The sequence below is a fragment of the Streptomyces sp. NPDC059906 genome (assembly GCF_042730645.1).
Taxonomy (GTDB): domain Bacteria; phylum Actinomycetota; class Actinomycetes; order Streptomycetales; family Streptomycetaceae; genus Streptomyces; species Streptomyces rubrogriseus.
The window spans coordinates 101,056-121,235 of sequence record NZ_JBHWKU010000004.1 but is presented as its reverse complement, the minus strand read 5'-3'; the positions used below and the strand labels follow the sequence as shown (position 1 = coordinate 121,235).

Below are 20,180 nucleotides of genomic sequence, written 5' to 3'. Positions count from 1 at the left end.
CGCTCGTTTCTCCGCTCAGCCCGCCAGGCAGGACGGCCCGAGCAGCACCTTCAGGTCGCCGAACAGCGCCGGATCGGGCTTCACCCGGTGCCGGTCCAGGCGCAGCACCGTCGTCTTCGTGGGCCCCTGGAGCTTGATCCGCACCTCGCTGTCGCCCCGGTGGTGGGTGAGGATCTCACCGAGCCTGCTGACCATCGGCGGCGTGATGCGGGTCGCCGGGATGGTGAGGACGACGGGCGCGTTGGTGCCCGCGTTGGACAGGTCGGGGATCATCAGCTCCATCGCGACCAGCCGGGGCACGTCCTCGCGCTTGTCGAGGCGCCCCTTGACGAACACCACGGCGTCCTCGACCAGTTGCGTGGACACCAGCTGGTAGGTCGCCGGGAAGAACATGCACTCCAGCGAGCCGGCCAGGTCCTCGACGGTGGCGATGGCCCAGGCGTTGCCCTGCTTGGTCATCTTGCGCTGCAGGCCCGAGATGATGCCGCCGATGGTGACGACCGCGCCGTCGCCGAAGTCACCGCCGGTGAGCTGGGAGATGCCCGCGTCGGCCTTGTCGGACAGCACGTGCTCCAGGCCGAAGAGCGGGTGGTCGGAGACGTAGAGACCGAGCATCTCCCGCTCCTGGGCGAGCAGATAGGTCTTGTCCCACTCGTCCTCGCCGAAGACCACGTCGAGTCCGAAGCCGGGCTCGTCGTTCGCCTCCTCGCCCATGCCGCCGAAGAGGTCGAACTGGCCCTCCGCCTCCTTGCGCTTGACCGCGACCACGTTGTCGATCATCGGTTCGTACTGCGCGGTGAGGCCCTTGCGGGTGTGCCCCATCTCGTCGAAGGCGCCGGCCTTGATCAGCGACTCCGTCGTCCGCTTGTTGCAGACGACCGCCTCGACCTTGTCCAGGTAGTCGGGGAAGGACGCGTACTTCCCCTTGGCCTTGCGGCACTTGATGATCGACTCGACGACGTTGGTGCCGACGTTGCGCACGGCGGAGAGGCCGAAGAGGATCACGTCGTCGCCCTGGGCGGCGAAGTTCGACATGGACTCGTTGACGTTGGGCGGCAGCACCTTGATGCCCATGCGCCGGCACTCGTTGAGGTAGACGGCCGACTTGTCCTTGTCGTCCTTGACCGAGGTGAGCAGGGCGGCCATGTACTCGGCCGGGTAGTTCGCCTTCAGGTAGCCGGTCCAGTACGAGACCAGGCCGTAGGCGGCCGAGTGCGCCTTGTTGAAGGCGTAGCCGGCGAAGGGGACCAGGACGTCCCACAGGGCCTGGATGGCCTCGTCGCTGTAGCCGTTCTTCCGGGCTCCGGCCTGGAAGAGGACGAAGTTCTTCGCCAGTTCGTCGGGCTTCTTCTTGCCCATCACGCGGCGCAGGATGTCGGCCTCGCCGAGCGAGTAGCCCGCGATGATCTGGGCGGCCTTCTGCACCTGCTCCTGGTAGACGATCAGGCCGTAGGTGACCGCGAGGACCTCCTGGAGGGGCTCCTCCAGCTCCTTGTGGATCGGCGTGATCTCCTGGAGGCTGTTCTTGCGCAGCGCGTAGTTGGTGTGCGAGTCCATGCCCATGGGGCCGGGGCGGTAGAGCGCGGAGACGGCGGAGATGTCCTCGAAGTTGTCCGGCTTCATCAGCCGCAGCAGGGAGCGCATCGGGCCGCCGTCGAACTGGAAGACGCCGAGCGTGTCGCCGCGCTGCAGCAGTTCGAAGGTCGTGGGGTCGTCCAGCGGCAGCGACAGCAGGTCGAGGTCGATGCCCTTGTTGGACTTCACCATCTTGACGGCGTCGTCCATGATCGTGAGGTTGCGCAGGCCGAGGAAGTCCATCTTCAGCAGGCCGAGCGACTCGCACTGCGGGTAGTCCCACTGCGTGATGGTCACGCCGTCCGTGTGCCGGACCCAGATCGGGGCGTGGTCGACGATGGGCTCGCTGGACATGATCACGCCGGCCGCGTGCACGCCCATCTGCCGGACCAGGCCCTCGACGCCCTTGGCGGTGTCGATGACCTTCTTGACGTCCGGCTCGGCCTCGTACATCCCGCGGATCTCGCCGGCCTCGCTGTAGCGCGGGTGGGTCGGGTCCGTGATGCCGTTGAGGTCGATGCCCTTGCCGAGGACGTCGGCGGGCATGGCCTTGGTGAGCCGGTCCCCCATCGCGTACGGGTAGCCCAGCACGCGCGCGGAGTCCTTGATGGCGTTCTTCGCCTTGATCTTGCCGTAGGTGCCGATCATGGCGACCTTGTCGGCGCCGTACTTCTCGGTCACGTACCTGATCACCTCGACGCGCCTGCGCTCGTCGAAGTCGATGTCGACGTCGGGCATGGAGACGCGCTCGGGGTTCAGGAATCGCTCGAAGATCAGGCCGTGCGGGATGGGGTCGAGGTCGGTGATGCCCATCGCGTACGCCACGATCGAACCGGCCGCGGAGCCTCGGCCGGGGCCGACCGCGATGCCCTGGTTCTTGGCCCACATGATGAAGTCGGCGACCACCAGGAAGTACCCCGGGAACCCCATCTGGATGATGACGTCCATCTCGTACTCGGCCTGCTTCTGGCGGTCCTCGGGGACCTGGCCCGCGAAGCGGCGCTCCATGCCGCGGCGGACCTCCTCCTGGAACCAGGTGATCTCCGTGAAGCCCTCGGGGATGTCGAACTTCGGCATGAGGTCGCGCTTCTCGAACATGCCGGTGGTGTCGATCATCTCGGCGATCAGGCGCGTGTTGGCGCAGCCCTCCTGCCAGGCGTCGGAGGAGTCGATGGCGTACATCTCGTCCGTCGACTTCAGGTAGTAGCCGGTGCCGTCGAAGCGGAAGCGGTCCGGGTCGGAGAGGTTCTTGCCGGTCTGGATGCACAGCAGGGCGTCGTGGGCGGTCGCCTCGTGCGCGTACGTGTAGTGCGAGTCGTTCGTCACCAGCGGCGGGATGCCGAGCTTCCGGCCGATCTCCAGGAGACCGTCGCGGACCCGGTGCTCGATCTCGATGCCGTGGTCCATCAGCTCCAGGAAGTACCGGTCCTTGCCGAAGATGTCCTGGTAGTCGGCGGCGGCCTTCAGGGCCTCGTCGAAGTGGCCGAGGCGCAGCCGGGTCTGCACCTCGCCGGAGGGGCAGCCGGTGGAGGCGACGATGCCCTCGGACCACTGGCTGATGGTCTCCTTGTCCATCCGCGGCCACTTCTGCAGCCAGCCCTCGGCGTAGGCGTCGGAGGAGAGGCGGAAGAGGTTGTGCAGACCCTTGCTGTTCGTCGCCCACATGGTCTTGTGGGTGTAACCGCCCGAACCCGAGACGTCGTCCCGCTTCTGGTGCGGCTGGCCCCACTGGATCTTGCGCTTGTTGCGCCGGGACTCGGGCGCGACGTACGCCTCGATCCCGATGATCGGGGTGACCCCGGCCTTCTGCGCGGAGTGGAAGAAGTCGTACGCCCCGTGCAGGTTGCCGTGGTCGGACATGGCGATGTGCGACATGCCCATCTCGTTGCACGCGTCGAACATGTCCTTGAGCCGCGCGGCACCGTCCAGCAGCGAGTACTGGGTGTGGACGTGCAGGTGCGTGAACGGCGGCTTTGACACGTGCGGCCTCCTGGGAAAACTGGGGACGACTGGCGGCGGTCGATCCGGGGGGTCAGCGTCGAAGTCTATGCCTCACCACTGACACTCCGAGGCCCCCCACGCGTACCTTCTGGGGCGGGCACTCCCGCACCCCTTCGAACGTTGGCCCGAGTGGAGATCCGCTCCACTCGTCAGGCACCACCCGCACCAGGAGGCACCAGGCATGTCGGTCCCGCAGCTCAACGAGGAGCACCGCGGCGAGGAGATCCTCGCCGTCTTCGACACCGCCTTCGGCCAGCTGCTGGCCGCGGATCCCGCGGCGTTCCGCGTGAAGTTCCGGAAGATGGCGGCCTCCGCCTTCGCGTTCTACCGCGGCACCGCGGGTCTCTTTTACCGCGATTTGACCGAGGATCCGGACTTCGGTGACCAGCACGGCGGCGCCTACCTGGACGAGCGGACCTCCCGGGTGTGGATCCACGGCGACCTCCACGCGGAGAACTTCGGCACGTACATGGACTCCACCGGCCGGCTGATCTTCAACGTCAACGACTTCGACGAGGCCTACGTCGGCCCCTTCACCTGGGACCTCAAGCGCTTCGCCGCCTCCGTCGCGCTGATCGGGTACGCCAAGGCGTTCAGCGACGAGCAGATCACCGAGCTGGTGCGGGTGTACGCGGGCGCGTACCGCGAGCGGATCCACTCCCTGGCCACCGGCGCCAAGAGCGACGAGGTGCCGCCCTTCACGCTGGACACCGCGGAGGGCCCGCTGCTCGGCGCGCTGCGGGTGGCCCGCTCGCTGACCCGCTTCGGGCTGCTGGACTCGATGACCGAGATCCGTGACTTCGAGCGCCGCTTCGCCCCCGGCGGCGGCTCCATCGAGCTGGACGCCGCCACGCGCTACAAGGTGCTCGCGGCCTTCGACGGCTACCTGGAGACGCTCCCCGAGTCCTCCCTGGCCCGCCCGGACTCCTACCGGGTGAAGGACGTCGTCGGCCGCCGGGGCATCGGCATCGGCTCGGCCGGCCTGCCCTCGTACAACATCCTGCTGGAGGGCAACAGCGACGCGTTGGAGAACGACGTCGTGATCTACATCAAGCAGGCCCAGACCCCGGCCGTCTCCCGGCACATCACCGACCAGGCGATCCGGGACTACTTCCAGCACGAGGGCCACCGCACGGTGATCTCCCAGCGCGCCCTCCAGGCGCACGCCGACCCGTGGCTGGGCTGGACCGAGCTGGACGGCGCCGGGCAGCTGGTCGCCGAGGTCTCGCCGTACGCGGTCGACCTGGACTGGGGCGACATCGACGACCCGGAGGAGATCGCCGAGGTCGTCGCCGACCTGGGCCGGGCCACCGCGACCATGCACGCGGCGGCCGACGACCAGTCCGGGGAGTCCCTGGTGCCGTTCTCCACCGAGCGGGCCATCGACGCGGCGATCGCGGCCGACGAGGAGGGCTTCGCGCCGCTGCTGGTCGACTTCGCGCACCGCTACGGCGCTCGCGCGCGCGGTGACCACCAGACCTTCGTCGACCTGTTCCGCAACGGCCGGATCCCGGGTCTGTGACCATTCCGGTTCGGTAACCGTCGGCCGTCTCACAGGAACCCTTTAGGGGTCCCTTACCGGACCCCGTGACACACTCTTCTACTGCTATGGACATATCCGGAACCCCGCTCAGAGCCGTACGCGCGGCGCTGTTCACGGCACTCGCCGTGACCCTCAGCACCGCGTCGCACGTGCTGCTGTCCGGGGTTCCGCTGCCGCTGCCCACGGTGGCCGCCGTCGCCGCCGCCGTGTTCCTGATCGCGTACGCCCTGGCCGGGCGGCGCGAGCGCGGCTTCGGGCGGATCGCCGCCCTGCTGATCCCGCTGGAGCTGGCCGCCGACACGGTCTTCACCACCGGCCAGCACGTCTGCTACGGCCGGGCGGGCGGCCCGGTCGCCGGCCCGCTGCGCTCGGTCGGCTTCGACGTGCTGTGCGGCGACGGGACCGGTATCCACGCCGGGGTGACCGCGCCGCTGACCCGGGTGACCGGGGCGGAGACCGACCGGATGGCGTCGGTCCTTGCCCAGGCCGACCCCGGCACCGCCTGGCTGCTCCTTGCCGCGCACGTCGGTGTCGGACTGCTCGCGGCGGCCTGGCTGCGGCGCGGCGAGCGGGCGCTGGCCCAGCTGCTCGGCGCGGTGGCCGCGACCACGTTCCGGCCGCTGCTGCTCGCCGTCGCGGCCGTGGGCGTACGCCGGACCCCGGCGGTGCGCCGCCCGGCGCCCCCGGCCCGCCGCACCGCCGGCGCCCGCGAGCGGATCCTCACGCACTCCCTGGGACGTCGCGGACCGCCGCGCCCGGTGGCCACCCTCGTCTGACCCGGCACCGGCCGCGTCGCGCGAGCACCACCGAGCACCGCAGTCCCCCCGTACGTACTTCCGCACACCCCCGTGTGCGCGTCCCCGGAGAGATCATCATGAGCAAGCGGAACAGCCAGTCGGCGAAGACGGCGGCCCGTGAGCGCCTGCGCCAGGAGCGCGAGCGCCAGGCCAAGCGCGACAAGGTCAGGCGCCAGGTCATCGTGGCCGCCTCCATCGTCGGCGTGCTGGCGATAGCCGGCGGCATCAGCTACGCCGTCGTGCAGGGCAACAAGCCCAGCGGCTGGGACAAGGCCGCCGAGGCGAAGGTGGTGGCCCCGGCCAACACCTCCGGCAAGGACGGCACCACGATCGTCATGGGCGAGTCCAAGTCCGACAACGTCATCCACCTCTACGAGGACCCGCGCTGCCCGGGCTGCGCGGCGATGGAGCAGAGCATCGGCGAGACCGTCAACAAGGGCATGGAGGACGGCGACTACAAGCTCTCCTTCACCGTCGGCACCTTCCTCGACGGCAACCTGGGCGGCGAGGGCTCCAAGAACGCGCTGAGCGCGCTGGGCGCCGCGCTGAACGTCAGCCCCGAGGCGTTCGTCGACTACAAGACCGCGCTGTACTCCACGAAGTACCACCCCGAGGAGTCGACCGACGAGTTCGCCAAGGACGACTACCTGATCAAGGTGGCGGACTCGGTCGACGCCCTGAAGGGCAACAAGAAGTTCCAGGACGCCGTGGAGAAGGGCACCTACGACGCCTGGGCGATGCGGATGAGCAAGTCCTTCGACAAGGCCGAGGGCGTCCAGTCGACCCCGACCATCAAGATCAACGACAAGGTGGTCGAGACCCCGAGCACGCCCGACGCGTGGCAGAAGGCGCTGAAGGACGCGGGCGTCACCAAGTGACCCGGTGATCGCCGTCTGACGAGTGGGCGAACTTTTGCGAGTTCGCCCACTCGCGCGTGTACCGATCAGTAACCTGATCGGCCGTGACCAGTCGACACAGAGCCTCCGAGAACTCCCGCACCCCGAGCCGCCGTACGGTCGTCAAGGCCGCGGCGGCCGGTGCCGTGCTCGCCGCCCCGCTCGCCGCGGCGCTGCCCGCCGGTGCCGCCGACGCGGCCCCCGCCTTCCTGCACGGCGTCGCCTCCGGCGATCCGCTGCCCGACGGGATCCTGCTGTGGACCCGGGTGACCCCGGTGCCCGAGGCCATACCGGGCTCCGGGACCGGTCCGGACACCGCGGTGAGCTGGGTGGTCGCCACGGACAAGGCCCTCACGAACGTGGTCGCCAAGGGGTCCGTCACCGCCACGGCCGCCGCCGACCACACCGTCAAGGCGGACGTCCGCGGCCTCGCGCCCGCCACGGACTACTGGTTCCGCTTCTCCGCGGGCCCCACCGACTCCCCCGTCGCCCGCACCCGCACCGCCCCCGCGCACGACGCGGCCGTCACCGGCCTGCGCTTCGGCGTGGTCTCCTGCGCCAACTGGGAGGCCGGGTACTTCTCCTCGTACCGCCATCTCGCGGCCCGCGGCGACCTGGACGCCTGGCTGCACCTGGGCGACTACATCTACGAGTACGGCACGGGCGAGTACGGCACCCGCGACACCGTCGTGCGCCCGCACGCGCCGGCCCACGAGATCCGCACCCTCGCCGACTACCGGATCCGGCACGGCCGCTACAAGACCGACCCCGACCTCCAGGCCCTGCACGCCACGGCCCCGGTGGTGGCGATCTGGGACGACCACGAGATCGCCAACGACACCTGGTCCGGCGGCGCCGAGAACCACACCGAGGGGGCCGAGGGGAGCTGGACGGCGCGTCAGAGCGCCGCCAAGCGGGCCTACTTCGAGTGGATGCCGGTGCGCCCGGCGATCGCGGGCACCACCTACCGGCGGCTGCGATTCGGCAAGCTCGTCGACCTCTCGCTGCTCGACCTGCGCTCCTTCCGCTCACAGCAGGTGGCGCTCGGCAACGGTGAGGTCGACGACCCGGACCGCACCCTCACCGGCCGCGCCCAGCTCGACTGGCTCAAGGCGAATCTCGCCTCCTCCGACGCCGCCTGGCGGCTGGTCGGCAACCCGGTGATGATCTCTCCGTTCGCGGTCGGTTCGCTCCCCGCCTCGCTGCTCGGGCCGCTCGCCGAGCTGCTCGGGCTGCCGAAGGAGGGCATCGCCCTCAACACCGACCAGTGGGACGGCTACACCGACGACCGCCGCGAGCTGCTGGCCCACCTGCGCGCGCACGCGATCCGCGACACCGTGTTCCTGACCGGCGACATCCACATGGCCTGGGCCAACGACGTGCCGTACAACGCCGGGACCTATCCGCTGTCCGCCTCCGCGGCCACCGAGTTCGTCGTCACGTCGGTGACCTCCGACAACCTCGACGACATCGTGAAGGTCCCCGAGGGCACCGTCTCGGCGATCGCCGCACCGGTGATCCGGGCCGCGAACCGGCACGTGCGCTGGGTCGACACGGACCGGCACGGCTACGGCGTGCTGGACATCACCGCGGACCGGGCGCAGATGGACTACTACGTGGTCTCCGACCGCACCGACCCGCGGGCCGTCTCCGAGTGGACCCGCTCCTACCGCACCCGCAGGGGCACGCAGCGGGTCGAGCGCGTCTACTCCCCCGCCTGAGCCTCCTGGAGGGACTCCAGGAAGCCGAGCGCCACCCGCCAGGTGGCCTCGGCCGCCTGGGCGTCGTAGTCGTCCAGCTCCGGGTCGGTGTACAGGTGACCGGCGCCGGGATATCTGTGCACCTCGACGTCGGCGCCGATCCGGCCCATCTGCAGGTACCAGGCGCTGAGCCAGTCGTCCGTCTCGAAGGGGTCGGGTTCGGCCACGTGCAGCTGGACCGGCAGCTCGTCGACCGAGGCGTTCGGCGCGAGGTCCGAGGTGCCGTGCAGGAGCAGCAGCCCGCGCGCCCGGTGGTCGCCGAGGGCGAGGGTCTGGGCGATGGAGGCGCCGAGCGAGAACCCGGCGTAGACCAGCCCACGCTCCGAGTAGGGCGCGGCGGCCAGCACCGCCCGCTTCAGCAGCTCTTCCCTGCCGATCCCGTCCTGGTGGGCCATGCCCTCCTCGACCGTGTCGAAGGTACGGCCCTCGAAGAGGTCCGGGGTCCACACCTGGTGCCCGGCGTCGCGCAGCCGGTCGGCGGCCTGCCGCACCGCGGGCCTCGGGCCGAGGGTCGAGTGAAAGAGCACGATGTTCATGAGGCCATGGTGCCAGCCGGGTGTGCCGGGCCCGCGCCCGGCGACACCCCGGGCGGGAGATACCTCACAGGTTCACAGCACCGCGCGGCCGGTTACGTTCGAGGGATGGAGACGATACTCCGCCCGCTGATCGTGGTCGGCGGCTCGGTACTGCTGACCGTGGTCATCGGCTGGGCCACCGACCTGCTGCTGCGCAAGGCCGACGGACGCCACCCGGAGACACCGCTGTGGGGGCTGCTGCGGCGCGCCCGCCTGCCCTACCAGATCGTGCTCTGCGCCGGCCTGCTGAGAGGGTCCTACATCGAGGCCGGGGTGTTCCCCGAGCACCGGACCGGGGTCGGCCGGACGCTGACGCTGTTGCTGATCGGCTCGGCGGCCTGGCTGGTGGTCCGGATCGCCGCGGCGGTCGTCGAGACGTCCTACTCGCGTTACGCGCACGCCCACGCCGAGCGGGATCCGGCCCGGGTGCGCCGGGTGCGGACCCAGGTGTCGCTGATCATGCGGGTGGTCACGGCGGTCGTCGGCGTGGTCGCGGTGTCGTCGATGCTGCTGACCTTCCCGGCGATGCGGGCGGCGGGCGCCTCGCTGCTGGCCTCGGCCGGCATCATCGGCATCGTCGCCGGTGTGGCGGCCCAGTCCACGCTGGGCAACCTGTTCGCGGGGTTCCAGATCGCCTTCGGCGACATGGTACGCATGGGCGACACGGTCGTGGTGGACGGCGAGTGGGGCACCGTCGAGGAGATCACGCTGACGTATCTGAGCGTGCGTACCTGGGACGAGCGCCGGATCACGATGCCGGTGTCGTACTTCACGTCCAAGCCGTTCGAGAACTGGTCGCGCGGCACCCCGCAGATGACCGGGACCGTGTTCTGGCACCTCGACCACTCGGCGCCGACGGACCTGATGCGCGCGCGACTGCGCGACATCCTGCGCGAGTGCCCGGCCTGGGACGGACGCAACTACAACCTGACCGTCACGGACACCACCCCGACCACCATGGAGGTGCGGGCCCTGGCGACGGCGAAGGACGCGGACGACATCTGGACGGTACGGGTCACGGTCCGCGAGGGGATGCTCCGCTGGCTGGCCGACGAGCACCCGTACGCGCTGCCGCGGGTTAACACGGCGGACGCGGCCCTGCGCCCGCCCCACGAGGGCTTCCCGCACGCCCGGCGCTCCTCCGCCGAGGACTCCCGCCGCCCTTCCGGGACGGACTCCCGCCGCTTCCCGGGCCGGCCGGCCAAGAGCCTGTGACCGCGGGCCTGCGGACGCGGGCCCGCACCCGCGGGCCCGCGCCGGCGTGCGTCAGCGCAGGCGGGGGTCAGCGCAGGCTGCGGACGTCCAGGTGGCGCAGGACCCGGTCGACGATCTCCGGGTCGGCGCCGGGTTCGCTGCGGGCGGCCAGCACCTCGTGCCGGGCCGCGCTCAGCATCTCGCCCTGGATGCGCCGGACGCGTTTGAACCGCCGGGCCCGCTGCTCCTGCGCCTCCCGCCGCTCCTCGTCCCCGAGGTCCGGGCTGATGCGTACGCCGATGTCGAAGGCGCGCCGCAGCATCTGCTCGGACAGCTCCTCCGGCAGCTCCTCCACCGACTCGATCTCCTTGAGCCGCTGCTTGGCCGCCCGGGCCGCCCTGAGCGCCAGGTCGCGCTCGAACTCCTGCTCCCGCTCCGTGTCCGCCCGGACCCCGAGCCGGCCGACCAGCCAGGGCAGTGTCAGCCCCTGCAGCAGCAGCGTGCCCATGATCACCCCGAACGCGATGAAGACGATCTCGTCCCGGTGCGGGAAGGGCGCCCCGTCGTCCGTCCGCAGCGGGATCGCCAGGGCCAGCGCGACCGAGGCCACGCCGCGCATCCCGGCCCACCACATGACCACGGTCTCGCGCCAGCTCGTCGGGATGTCCTCGTCCTGGTCGCGTCTGGCGTGCAGCCGCTGGGTCAGCCAGGTGGCCGGCAGCAGGTACAGCAGCCGGACCAGAATGACGACGACGAGGATCGCCGCCGCCCAGCCGAGCAGTTCGGTCCACCGGCCGGAGGCGGTGCGCACGGCGTTGTGCAGCTCCAGTCCGATCAGGCCGAAGGCCACGCCGGTGACCAGGGTGTCGACCACGTCCCAGACGGTGTGGCCGCCGAGCCGGGTCATCACGTCGTCGGCGTCCGAGGCGTACTCGGCGAGGAACATGGCGGTGGTGAGCACGGCGAGCACGCCCGAGCCGTGCAGTTCGTCGGCGGCGACATAGCTCACGAACGGCACCAGCAGGGTCAGCCCGATCTGGAGCGTCGGGTCGCCCAGCACACTCATGAGCTTGTTGGAGCCCCAGCCCAGGGCGAGCCCGATCGCGACGGCGACGACGGCGGAGAGCACGAGGTCGAACCCGGCCCGCCACGGCGAGAAGGAGCCGCCGACCGCCGCGGCGATGGCCACGTGGTAAAGGACGATCGCCGTCACGTCGTTGAAGAGCCCCTCGCCCTCCAGGATGGACACCAGGCGGCGCGGCAGCCCCAGTTGCCCGGCGACGGCGGTCGCGGCGACCGGGTCGGGCGGCGCCACCAGGGCGCCCAGCGCGAAGGCGGCGGCGATCGGCAGCCCCGGCACGATCGCGGCGGCCACCGAGGCCACGCAGACCATGGTGACGAAGACCAGGGCGACGGCCAGCAGGAAGATGGGGCGCTTGTTGGCCGCGAACTGGCGCCAGGACGTGCGCCGCACGGCGGCGTACAGCAGCGGCGGCAGCAGACCGGGCAGGATCAGTTCGGGCGGGATGTCGACGTTGGGCACGAAGTCGAGCAGCGCCAGGACGATCCCGAGGAGCGTCATCAGCACCGGCGCCGGGAGCCCAAGCCGGGCACCGATCGGGACGCTCAGCAGGGCCCCGAGCAACAGCACGAACAACAGGGCCAGCTGATCCACGGTCACCGCTCCGGTGGGGTCTCGGCGTTACACGGCGGACCTCAAGCGTGCCATGCGACCGGTCTCACCAGCCCGTTCGCCGCCCCGGCTACAGGGCTCGCCGCATCGCGCGATGCGGAATACCGGCGTCCGGGAACTCGGGTCCGTAGGCCTGGTACCCCAGGCGTTCGTAAAAACCCAGGGCGTGGGTCTGCGCGTGCAGGTCCACGGCGGTGAGTCCTCGTGCGCGGGCCGCCTCCTCGACGGCCCGGACCAGCGCGGCCCCGACGCCCAGGCCGCGGGCCGCGGCGGTCACCGCGAGCCGGCCCAGGGAGCCGACGGCCGGGTCGCCGTCGCCGTTCTTCGCGGCGGCGGCCGTGCCGTGCAGCAGCCGGCCGGTGCCGAGCGGCACGCCGTCCGCCCGGATCGCGAGGACGTGCACGGCACCGGCGTCGTAGGCGTCGTACTCGATGTCCTCGGGGACCTGCTGCTCGGCGACGAAGACGTCCTTGCGCACCGCGAAGCAGGCCTCGCGGTCGGCGGGGTCCTCGGCGACGCGCACCTCGTAGGCCGGGGCCGGGCTCGGGGCGCTCATCCGTAGGTCTCCTCGCGGACCAGGTCGAGGGCCTGCTGGAGGTCCTCGGGGTAGTCGCTGGCGTACTCCACCCAGTCGCCGGTGCCGGGGTGCTCGAAGCCGAGCCGCACGGCGTGCAGCCACTGGCGGGTCAGCCGCAGTCGCTTGGCGAGGGTGGGGTCCGCGCCGTAGGTCAGGTCGCCGACGCAGGGGTGGCGGTGGGCTGCCATGTGGACGCGGATCTGGTGGGTGCGGCCGGTCTCCAGCTTCACGTCGAGCAGGGAGGCGGCGCGGAAGGCCTCGATGAGGTCGTAGTGCGTGACGGAGGGCTTGCCCTCGGCGGTGACGGCCCACTTGTAGTCGTGCTGCGGGTGGCGGCCGATGGGGGCGTCGATGGTGCCGCTGGTCGGGTCGGGGTGGCCCTGTACGAGCGTGTGGTAGCGCTTGTCGACCGTGCGCTCCTTGAACTGGCGCTTGAGCGAGGTGTAGGCGCGCTCCGACTTGGCCACCGCCATCAGGCCGGAGGTGCCGACGTCGAGGCGGTGCACGATGCCCTGGCGCTCGGCGGCGCCGGACGTCGAGATGCGGTACCCGGCGGCGGCCAGCCCGCCGATGACGGTCGGCCCGCTCCAGCCCGGGGACGGGTGCGCGGCGACGCCGACGGGCTTGACGATGACCACCACGTCCTCGTCGTCGTGCACGATCTCCATGCCCTCGACGGGCTCGGCGACCACCTGCACGGGCGCGGGCGCCTGCGGCATCTCGACCTCGAGCCAGGCGCCGCCGTGGACGCGCTCGGACTTGCCGACCACCGATCCGTCGACCTGCACCTTGCCCGCCGCGGCGAGCTCCGCGGCCTTGGTACGGGAGAAGCCGAACATGCGGGAGATGGCGGCGTCGACGCGCTCGCCCTCCAGGCCGTCCGGCACGGGCAGGGTACGGATCTCGGGAATCGTGCTCACCCGTCGAGTATGCCGGACGGACCGGACACTCCCGAACGCGCGCCCGGTCCCTGTGGACAACCGGTCCTTGTGGACAACCGGTCCCTGTGGACGGCCGGACCGGCGGGGTCAGTCCTTGTGGACGGTCCCGTCCGGGTCCAGGCCACGGAAGGAGAGGATCACGATCAGGATGCCGCCGCACACGATCGCGGAGTCGGCGAGGTTGAAGACGGCGAAGTGCTTGGGCGCGATGAAGTCCACGACCGCGCCCTCGAAGACCCCGGGAGCACGGAAGATCCGGTCGGTGAGGTTGCCGAGGGCACCGCCGAGCAGCAGGCCGAGCGCGATCGCCCAGGGCAGGCTGCGCAGCTTGCGCGCGAGGCGGGCGATCACGACGATCACGGCGGCGGCGATCACCGTGAAGATGATCGTGAACGCCTCGCCGAAGCCGAAGGCCGCGCCCGCGTTGCGGATCGCGGCGAACCGCAGCCAGTCGCCGATGATCTCGATCGGCTCGTGGTGCTCCAGCTTGGCGACCACCAGCATCTTGCTGCCCAGGTCGAGCAGGTACGCGAACAGGGCGACCGCGAACAGCACGGCGACCCGCCGCTTGCCCCGAGGGCGCTCAGGAGCCTGCTCCTGCTCCTCCCCCGCCTCGTCCGGGGTGTCCGGAGTACCGATGATGCGCTCCGCCTCTGCCACGTGAGTCCCTCAGCCTAGGTCCTTGACTGAGCACGAGGGTACGGCACACTTCCCGTCCCGGCTGCGGCTCAGTACCGGCGCTCCTGCTTCTGCTTGCACTCGACGCACAGGGTGGCCCGCGGGAAGGCCTGCATCCGCGCCTTGCCGATCGGGTTGCCGCAGTTCTCGCACAGGCCGTAGGTGCCCGCGTCCAGGCGGTCCAGGGCTCGCTCGGTCTGGGTGAGCACCTCGCGCGCGGTGGCGGCCAGCGCCAGTTCGTGCTCGCGCGTGATGTTCTTGCTGCCGGTGTCGGCCTCGTCGTCGCCCGCGCCGTCGCCGGAGTCCCGCATCATGCCCTGCAGCGACCGCTCGGAGGAGTCGATCTCGGTGCGCAGCCGGTCCGCCTCGGACTGCAGCCCGCCGCGCGCCTCCTCGACCTCCTGCGGGGTCCAGGGTTCCTCGCCGGGGCGTACCGCGAGGTCGCCGGGGTCCGCGGCGGCGGTGCCGCGGGCCTTGGGAACAGCGGTCTTGGCCGCCGTGGCCGTGCCAGGAGTCTTCTTCGCAACCACCGTCGTGGCTCCCGTCTGCTCCGCGGCCTCGGCCGCGCCCACTTTCTTGGCCGTGCTCTTCTTCGCCGTGCTCTTCTTCGCCGTGCTCTTCTTCGCCGTGCTCTTCTTCGCCGTGCTCTTCTTGGCCGCGGTCTTCTTTGCCGGGCTCTTCTTCGCCGCGGTCTTCTCTGCCGCCTTCTTCTTCGCCGGGTCCTGCTCGGCGGCGCTCTCCTCGGCGGCGCTCTGTTTCGCGGCCGTCGTCTTCTTCTTCGCCACCATGGCCGCGGCCCCTTCACATATTGTGATCTTGCGCGCGAATCGTGCTGGGACGATAAATCGACTCCGGTCCCGCGGCAACGGGGCACGCCGCCCGATTCGCCCGCCCACCGTGCGCCGCGCGGCGAGCATGCATGCGTTGTGCCCAGCTCCCCGCCCGGTAATCCGCCGGAACACCCCCGGGCCGCCCGTGCGGGGACCGCCCCCCGGACGGCGGCATTCGGGTCACGCCGAAACCGGGCGGCCGTTGTCCGCGCGGCGCCGTACACTGGGCGCAGCGAAAGGCATGGATGGGGACGAGTAGCGGCGTCAGCAGCCCAGAGCGACCCGGGGACGGTGTGAGCCCGGGGGCGAGCGCGACGTGAAGATCACCCCGGAGCCGCCGGAAGAAAGCCGTGGCAGGACAGTCGCGGCGACTAGAACCGGCTCGCGACCCCAATGAGGGGGCTCGCCGGAGCACACGACGCACCGGCCGGGCCAAGGAGGGTGGTACCGCGGGAGCACGGCTCTCGTCCCTCCGACGGAAGGCAGCACGTCCGCCGGAGGAAGCTCGCTGATGACAACGCCTCAGTACCGCCAGGTACCCGCCCAGGTCGACCTGCCCGCGCTCGAGCACGCGGTGCTCGACTTCTGGCGCGAGCAGAAGATCTTCGCCAAGAGCCTGGAGCAGTCCGAGGGCCGCCCCGAGTGGGTGTTCTACGAGGGCCCGCCCACCGCCAACGGCATGCCGGGCGCCCACCACATCGAGGCGCGCGTCTTCAAGGACGTCTTCCCCCGCTTCCGCACGATGCGCGGCTACCACGTGGGCCGCAAGGCCGGCTGGGACTGCCACGGCCTGCCGGTGGAGCTGGCGGTGGAGAAGGAGCTGGGCTTCTCCGGCAAGCAGGACATCGAGGCGTACGGCATCGCCGAGTTCAACGCGAAGTGCCGCGAGTCGGTGACCCGCCACACCGACGCCTTCGAAGAGCTCACGACCCGCATGGGCTACTGGGCCGACCTCCAGGACCCGTACCGCACGATGGACCCGGAGTACATCGAGTCCGTCTGGTGGTCGCTGAAGGAGATCTTCGACAAGGGCCTGCTGGTCCAGGACCACCGCGTCGCCCCCTGGTGCCCCCGCTGCGGCACCGGCCTGTCCGACCACGAGCTGGCCCAGGGCTACGAGACGGTCGTCGACCCGTCCGTCTACGTCCGCTTCCCGCTGACCTCAGGGCCGCTGGCCGGCGAGGCAGCGCTGGTCGTCTGGACGACGACCCCGTGGACGCTGGTCTCCAACACCGCGGTCGCGGCGCACCCCGACGTCACCTACGTCGTCGCCACGGACGGCGAGGAGAAGCTGGTCGTCGCCGAGCCGCTGGTGGAGAAGGCCCTCGGCGAGGGCTGGGAGACCACCGGCCAGTCCTTCACCGGCGCCGAGATGGAGCGCTGGACGTACCGGCGTCCCTTCGAGCTGGTGGAGTTCCCGGAGCCCGCCCACTACGTGGTGAACGCCGACTACGTCACCACCGAGGACGGCACCGGCCTCGTCCACCAGTCCCCCGCCTTCGGTGAGGACGACCTCAAGGTCTGCCGCTCCTACGGCCTGCCCGTGGTCAACCCGGTCCGCCCGGACGGCACCTTCGATGAGGACGTCCCGCTCGTCGGCGGTGTCTTCTTCAAGAAGGCCGACGAGAAGCTCACCGAGGACCTGGACGCCCGGGGCCTACTCTTCAAGCACATCCCGTACGAGCACAGCTACCCGCACTGCTGGCGCTGCCACACCGCGCTGCTCTACTACGCGCAGCCGTCCTGGTACATCCGCACCACCGCCATCAAGGACCGCCTCCTCCAGGAGAACGAGAAGACCAACTGGTACCCGGACGCGGTCAAGCACGGCCGGTACGGCGACTGGCTGAACAACAACATCGACTGGGCCCTGTCCCGCAACCGCTACTGGGGCACCCCGCTGCCGATCTGGCGCTGCGAGGAGGACCACCTCACGGTCGTCGGATCCCGCGCGGAGCTGACCGAGCTGACCGGCACCGACCAGTCGGCCCTGGACCCGCACCGTCCGTTCATCGACGACGTGACCTTCACCTGCGCCCACGAGGGCTGCTCCCTCGAAGCGGTGCGCGTGCCCGAGGTCATCGACGCCTGGTACGACTCGGGTTCGATGCCGTTCGCGCAGTGGGGCTACCCGTACAAGAACAAGGAGCTGTTCGAGAGCCGCTACCCGGCGCAGTTCATCTCCGAGGCCATCGACCAGACCCGCGGCTGGTTCTACACGCTGATGGCGATCGGCACCCTGGTCTTCGACAAGTCGTCCTACGAGAACGTGGTCTGCCTCGGCCACATCCTCGCCGAGGACGGCCGCAAGATGTCCAAGCACCTGGGCAACATCCTGCAGCCGATCCCCCTGATGGACCAGCACGGCGCCGACGCGGTCCGCTGGTTCATGGCGGCCGGCGGCTCCCCGTGGGCGGCCCGCCGGGTCGGTCACGGCACCATCCAGGAGGTCGTCCGCAAGACGCTCCTCACCTACTGGAACACGGTCGCCTTCCAGGCCCTGTACGCCCGCACCACGGGCTGGGCCCCGAGCGAGGCCGACCCGGCCCCGGCCGACCGCCCGGTCCTGGACCGCTGGCTGCTCTCCGAGCTGCACGCGCTGACCGACCAGGTGACGCAGGCGCTGGACTCCTACGACACCCAGCGGGCCGGCAAGCTGCTGTCCGCGTTCGTCGACGACCTGTCCAACTGGTACGTGCGCCGCTCCCGCCGCCGCTTCTGGCAGGGCGACAAGGCCGCGCTGCGCACCCTGCACGAGGTCGTCGAGACGGTCACCAAGCTGATGGCCCCGCTGACCCCGTTCATCACCGAGCGGGTCTGGCAGGACCTGGTCGTGCCGGTCACCCCGGGTGCCCCCGAGTCGGTCCACCTGTCCTCCTGGCCGGAGGCCGACCTGACGGCGATCGACCCGGAGCTGTCGAAGCAGATGGTCCTGGTCCGCCGCCTGGTCGAGCTGGGCCGGGCCACGCGCGCGGAGTCCGGCGTCAAGACCCGGCAGCCGCTCAGCCGGGCACTGATCGCGGTGGCGGGCTTCGGCACGCTCTCCCCACAGCTGCACACGCAGATCACGGAGGAGCTGAACGTCGAGTCCCTCGCCTCGCTGAGCGAGGTCGGCGGCTCCCTGGTCGACACGACCGCGAAGGCCAACTTCCGGGCGCTGGGCAAGCGGTTCGGCAAGCGGGTCCAGGACGTGGCGAAGGCCGTCGCGGCCGCGGACGCCGCCGCGCTGTCCCTCGCGCTGCGCGAGGGCACGGCCTCGGTGGAGGTCGACGGCGAGACGGTCACCCTCGCTCCGGACGAGGTGATCATCACGGAGACGCCGCGCGAGGGCTGGTCGGTCGCCTCCGACTCGGGCGCGACGGTGGCGCTCGACCTGGAGATCACGGAGGAGCTGCGCCGCGCGGGCCTCGCCCGGGACGCGATCCGCCTGATCCAGGAGGCCCGCAAGAACAGCGGCCTCGACGTCGCCGACCGGATCGCCCTGCGCTGGACGGCCACGGACCCGGCGACGATCGCCGCCCTGACCGACCACTCCGGCCTGATCGCCGACGAGGTCCTGGCGACGGACTTCGCGCAGGGCGAGGCGGACGACACGTACGGCACCCCGTTCACGGACGAGGGGCTGTCCCTGACGTTCCGCCTGCGCAAGCAGTAGCTGCCTGAAAGCACCGGGCCCGGCCTCCCTCACGCGAGGATTGCCGGGCCCAGTGCTGTCCGCCGGTGTGGGCCGAGGGTGGGGTTCGCTCACCGGCGCTTGCCCGGTGCCGCTGCGCCCACCCGTGCCGCCCCTGCGGCACGACTGCCCGCAGCTGGGGACACACAAGGGCGGGCCCCGGGTCAGAAACCCGGGGCCCGCCCTGAACGTTGCCGAAGGCTACGCCGTACTACGGATCAGTTGTCGTCCTCGTCGATCAGGAACCCGCGCATCGGCGAAGGCGCCTGCCCCATCGGCGACGGCCCCTGCGGCCGCACCGGTGCCATCGGCTGGGTCATCGCAGGCGACATCTGCTGCTGGCCGCCGTAGGACGGACCGGACTGGCCGGGACCGCCGCCCATCGACTGGTTGCCGCCGTAGGACGGGGCACTGGCGCCGGCCGGTGCCATCGAGGGCGCCGGGGACGGCGGCAGCGAGGCGGTCGCGGGCGTGCGCGGCGGGGCGAGCGAGTCGTCCGCCTGGGTCTCCAACTGGCGCAGCTGCGACTCCAGGTACGACTTCAGTCGCGTCCGGTACTCGCGCTCGAAGCCGCGCAGGTCCTCGACCTTGCGCTCCAGCGTGGCGCGGGCGGACTCCAGGGAGCCCATCGCGACGCGGTGCTTCTCCTGCGCGTCCCGCTCCAGGGCGTCCGCCTTGGCACGGGCGTCCCGCTCCAGACCCTCGGCACGCGAACGCGCCTCGCCGACGATCTTGTTGGCCTCGGAACGCGCCTCGGCGATCGCCTGGTCGGCGGTCTGCTGGGCCAGCGAGAGAACCCGGGCGGCGCTGTCGCCACCGGGGCCGCCCTGACCGGGCATGCCGGGGCCACCAGGACCACCGGGGCCGCCGGGACCCTGCGGACCGCCCATGGGGCCGCCCATCGGACCGGGACCCATCTGGCCCTGCATCGGACCCGGGCCCTGGCCCATCGGCCCCGGACCCTGACCCATCGGGCCGGGACCCTGCGGGCCACCCTGTCCGCCGGGGCCGGCGGGCAGCTGTGGGGCACCGCTCGGCAGCTGGGGCGGACCACCCATGGGGCCACCCATCTGCTGCTGCGGCGGGCCCGATATGCCGGCGGGCACCGGAGCGCCGGGACCTCGCATGCCCTGCTGCGGCATACCGCCCTGCGGCGGGCCCTGCTGGTGCTGCGGCGGACCCTGCTGGTGCTGCTGATCCTGCGGAGGTTCCGGAGGCTTGCGCATGTTCTGCTGGTTCTGCGCGGCCGCGCGCGTGGCCGCGGCCAGCTTGGCGCGCAGGTCCTCGTTCTCGCGGAGCAGTCGGGTCAGTTCGGCTTCGACCTCGTCGAGGAAGGCATCGACCTCGTCCTCGTCATAGCCTTCTCGGAGGCGGACGGTCGTGAACTGCTTGTTCCGCACGTCCTCGGGGGTCAACGGCATCTCTTCACCTCAACGTTGTCGTCGGC

General features: G+C 71.0%; 14 protein-coding genes. 6 read left to right on the top strand and 8 right to left on the bottom strand.

From position 1 onward, the window contains the following. Window positions 1-15 precede the first annotated feature (15 nt). A complete protein-coding gene (dnaE, locus tag ACFV9J_RS08225; RefSeq protein ID WP_385351601.1) occupies window positions 16-3,555 on the bottom strand; it encodes a DNA polymerase III subunit alpha in 3,540 nt (1,179 codons plus the stop codon). Window positions 3,556-3,757: 202 nt separating this feature from the next. Here dnaE and ACFV9J_RS08220 point away from each other — a divergent pair, with 202 nt between their 5' ends. The 4 genes from ACFV9J_RS08220 to ACFV9J_RS08205 all read left to right on the top strand — a co-directional run bounded on the left by ACFV9J_RS08220 (window position 3,758) and on the right by ACFV9J_RS08205 (window position 8,533). After that, window positions 3,758-5,098 carry a DUF2252 domain-containing protein gene (locus ACFV9J_RS08220; protein WP_385351598.1) on the top strand — a complete coding sequence of 447 codons (1,341 nt, stop codon included), beginning with the start codon at window positions 3,758-3,760 and terminating at the stop codon, window positions 5,096-5,098. Window positions 5,099-5,184: 86 nt separating this feature from the next. Then, window positions 5,185-5,895, top strand: coding sequence for a hypothetical protein (locus ACFV9J_RS08215; RefSeq protein WP_385351595.1), 711 nt, complete (start codon window positions 5,185-5,187; stop codon window positions 5,893-5,895). Window positions 5,896-5,993: 98 nt separating this feature from the next. Continuing rightward, window positions 5,994-6,794, top strand: a complete 801-nt coding sequence (locus tag ACFV9J_RS08210; protein WP_385351592.1) for a DsbA family protein — start codon at window positions 5,994-5,996, stop codon at window positions 6,792-6,794. A gap of 83 nt (window positions 6,795-6,877) precedes the next feature. After that, window positions 6,878-8,533 (top strand): alkaline phosphatase D family protein, encoded by a 1,656-nt coding sequence (locus ACFV9J_RS08205; protein ID WP_385351590.1) that lies wholly within the window; start codon window positions 6,878-6,880, stop codon window positions 8,531-8,533. On the opposite strand, the gene ACFV9J_RS08200 is transcribed toward ACFV9J_RS08205, so the two are convergent. Continuing rightward, the gene (locus ACFV9J_RS08200) at window positions 8,518-9,108 is read right to left on the bottom strand and encodes a dienelactone hydrolase family protein (RefSeq protein ID WP_361007501.1); all 591 of its coding nucleotides are present in this window, start codon (window positions 9,106-9,108) and stop codon (window positions 8,518-8,520) included. The genes ACFV9J_RS08205 and ACFV9J_RS08200 overlap by 16 nt on opposite strands. Window positions 9,109-9,213: 105 nt before the next feature. Here ACFV9J_RS08200 and ACFV9J_RS08195 point away from each other — a divergent pair, with 105 nt between their 5' ends. Beyond that, a complete protein-coding gene (locus ACFV9J_RS08195) occupies window positions 9,214-10,362 on the top strand; it encodes a mechanosensitive ion channel family protein (RefSeq protein WP_385351587.1) in 1,149 nt (382 codons plus the stop codon). Between the two features lie 67 nt (window positions 10,363-10,429). Here the strand turns inward: ACFV9J_RS08195 and ACFV9J_RS08190 are convergent, their stop codons facing one another. The 5 genes from ACFV9J_RS08190 to ACFV9J_RS08170 form a co-directional block, all read right to left on the bottom strand. Then, window positions 10,430-12,016: a Na+/H+ antiporter gene (locus ACFV9J_RS08190; RefSeq protein ID WP_385351585.1), complete on the bottom strand. Its 1,587-nt coding sequence runs from the start codon at window positions 12,014-12,016 to the stop codon at window positions 10,430-10,432. An 88-nt stretch (window positions 12,017-12,104) separates the two neighbouring features. Next, window positions 12,105-12,590 carry a GNAT family N-acetyltransferase gene (locus tag ACFV9J_RS08185; RefSeq protein ID WP_385351583.1) on the bottom strand — a complete coding sequence of 162 codons (486 nt, stop codon included), beginning with the start codon at window positions 12,588-12,590 and terminating at the stop codon, window positions 12,105-12,107. Further along, the gene (locus ACFV9J_RS08180; protein WP_189748902.1) at window positions 12,587-13,531 is read right to left on the bottom strand and encodes an RluA family pseudouridine synthase; all 945 of its coding nucleotides are present in this window, start codon (window positions 13,529-13,531) and stop codon (window positions 12,587-12,589) included. Before ACFV9J_RS08180 ends, ACFV9J_RS08185 begins: the two co-directional genes overlap by 4 nt. Before the next feature lie 108 nt (window positions 13,532-13,639). Then, window positions 13,640-14,212, bottom strand: coding sequence for a signal peptidase II (gene lspA / locus ACFV9J_RS08175; RefSeq protein WP_385351581.1), 573 nt, complete (start codon window positions 14,210-14,212; stop codon window positions 13,640-13,642). A 68-nt stretch (window positions 14,213-14,280) separates the two neighbouring features. After that, window positions 14,281-15,018: a TraR/DksA C4-type zinc finger protein gene (locus ACFV9J_RS08170; protein WP_385351578.1), complete on the bottom strand. Its 738-nt coding sequence runs from the start codon at window positions 15,016-15,018 to the stop codon at window positions 14,281-14,283. A 553-nt stretch (window positions 15,019-15,571) separates the two neighbouring features. Here ACFV9J_RS08170 and ileS point away from each other — a divergent pair. After that, the gene (ileS, locus tag ACFV9J_RS08165) at window positions 15,572-18,715 is read left to right on the top strand and encodes an isoleucine--tRNA ligase (protein WP_385351575.1); all 3,144 of its coding nucleotides are present in this window, start codon (window positions 15,572-15,574) and stop codon (window positions 18,713-18,715) included. A 236-nt stretch (window positions 18,716-18,951) separates the two neighbouring features. On the opposite strand, the gene divIVA is transcribed toward ileS, so the two are convergent. Then, window positions 18,952-20,154 carry an apical growth/hyphal branching protein DivIVA gene (gene divIVA, locus ACFV9J_RS08160; protein WP_385351572.1) on the bottom strand — a complete coding sequence of 401 codons (1,203 nt, stop codon included), beginning with the start codon at window positions 20,152-20,154 and terminating at the stop codon, window positions 18,952-18,954. Between the last annotated feature and the right edge of the window lie 26 nt (window positions 20,155-20,180).

Coding starts and splice junctions, on each gene's coding strand:
- ileS (WP_385351575.1), top strand. CDS start 15,572: ATGACAACGCCTCAGTACCGCCAGGTACCCGCCCAGGTCGACCTGCCC.
- divIVA (WP_385351572.1), bottom strand. CDS start 20,154: ATGCCGTTGACCCCCGAGGACGTGCGGAACAAGCAGTTCACGACCGTC.
- ACFV9J_RS08170 (WP_385351578.1), bottom strand. CDS start 15,018: ATGGTGGCGAAGAAGAAGACGACGGCCGCGAAACAGAGCGCCGCCGAG.
- ACFV9J_RS08185 (WP_385351583.1), bottom strand. CDS start 12,590: ATGAGCGCCCCGAGCCCGGCCCCGGCCTACGAGGTGCGCGTCGCCGAG.
- ACFV9J_RS08195 (WP_385351587.1), top strand. CDS start 9,214: ATGGAGACGATACTCCGCCCGCTGATCGTGGTCGGCGGCTCGGTACTG.
- ACFV9J_RS08220 (WP_385351598.1), top strand. CDS start 3,758: ATGTCGGTCCCGCAGCTCAACGAGGAGCACCGCGGCGAGGAGATCCTC.
- ACFV9J_RS08215 (WP_385351595.1), top strand. CDS start 5,185: ATGGACATATCCGGAACCCCGCTCAGAGCCGTACGCGCGGCGCTGTTC.
- ACFV9J_RS08210 (WP_385351592.1), top strand. CDS start 5,994: ATGAGCAAGCGGAACAGCCAGTCGGCGAAGACGGCGGCCCGTGAGCGC.
- ACFV9J_RS08200 (WP_361007501.1), bottom strand. CDS start 9,108: ATGAACATCGTGCTCTTTCACTCGACCCTCGGCCCGAGGCCCGCGGTG.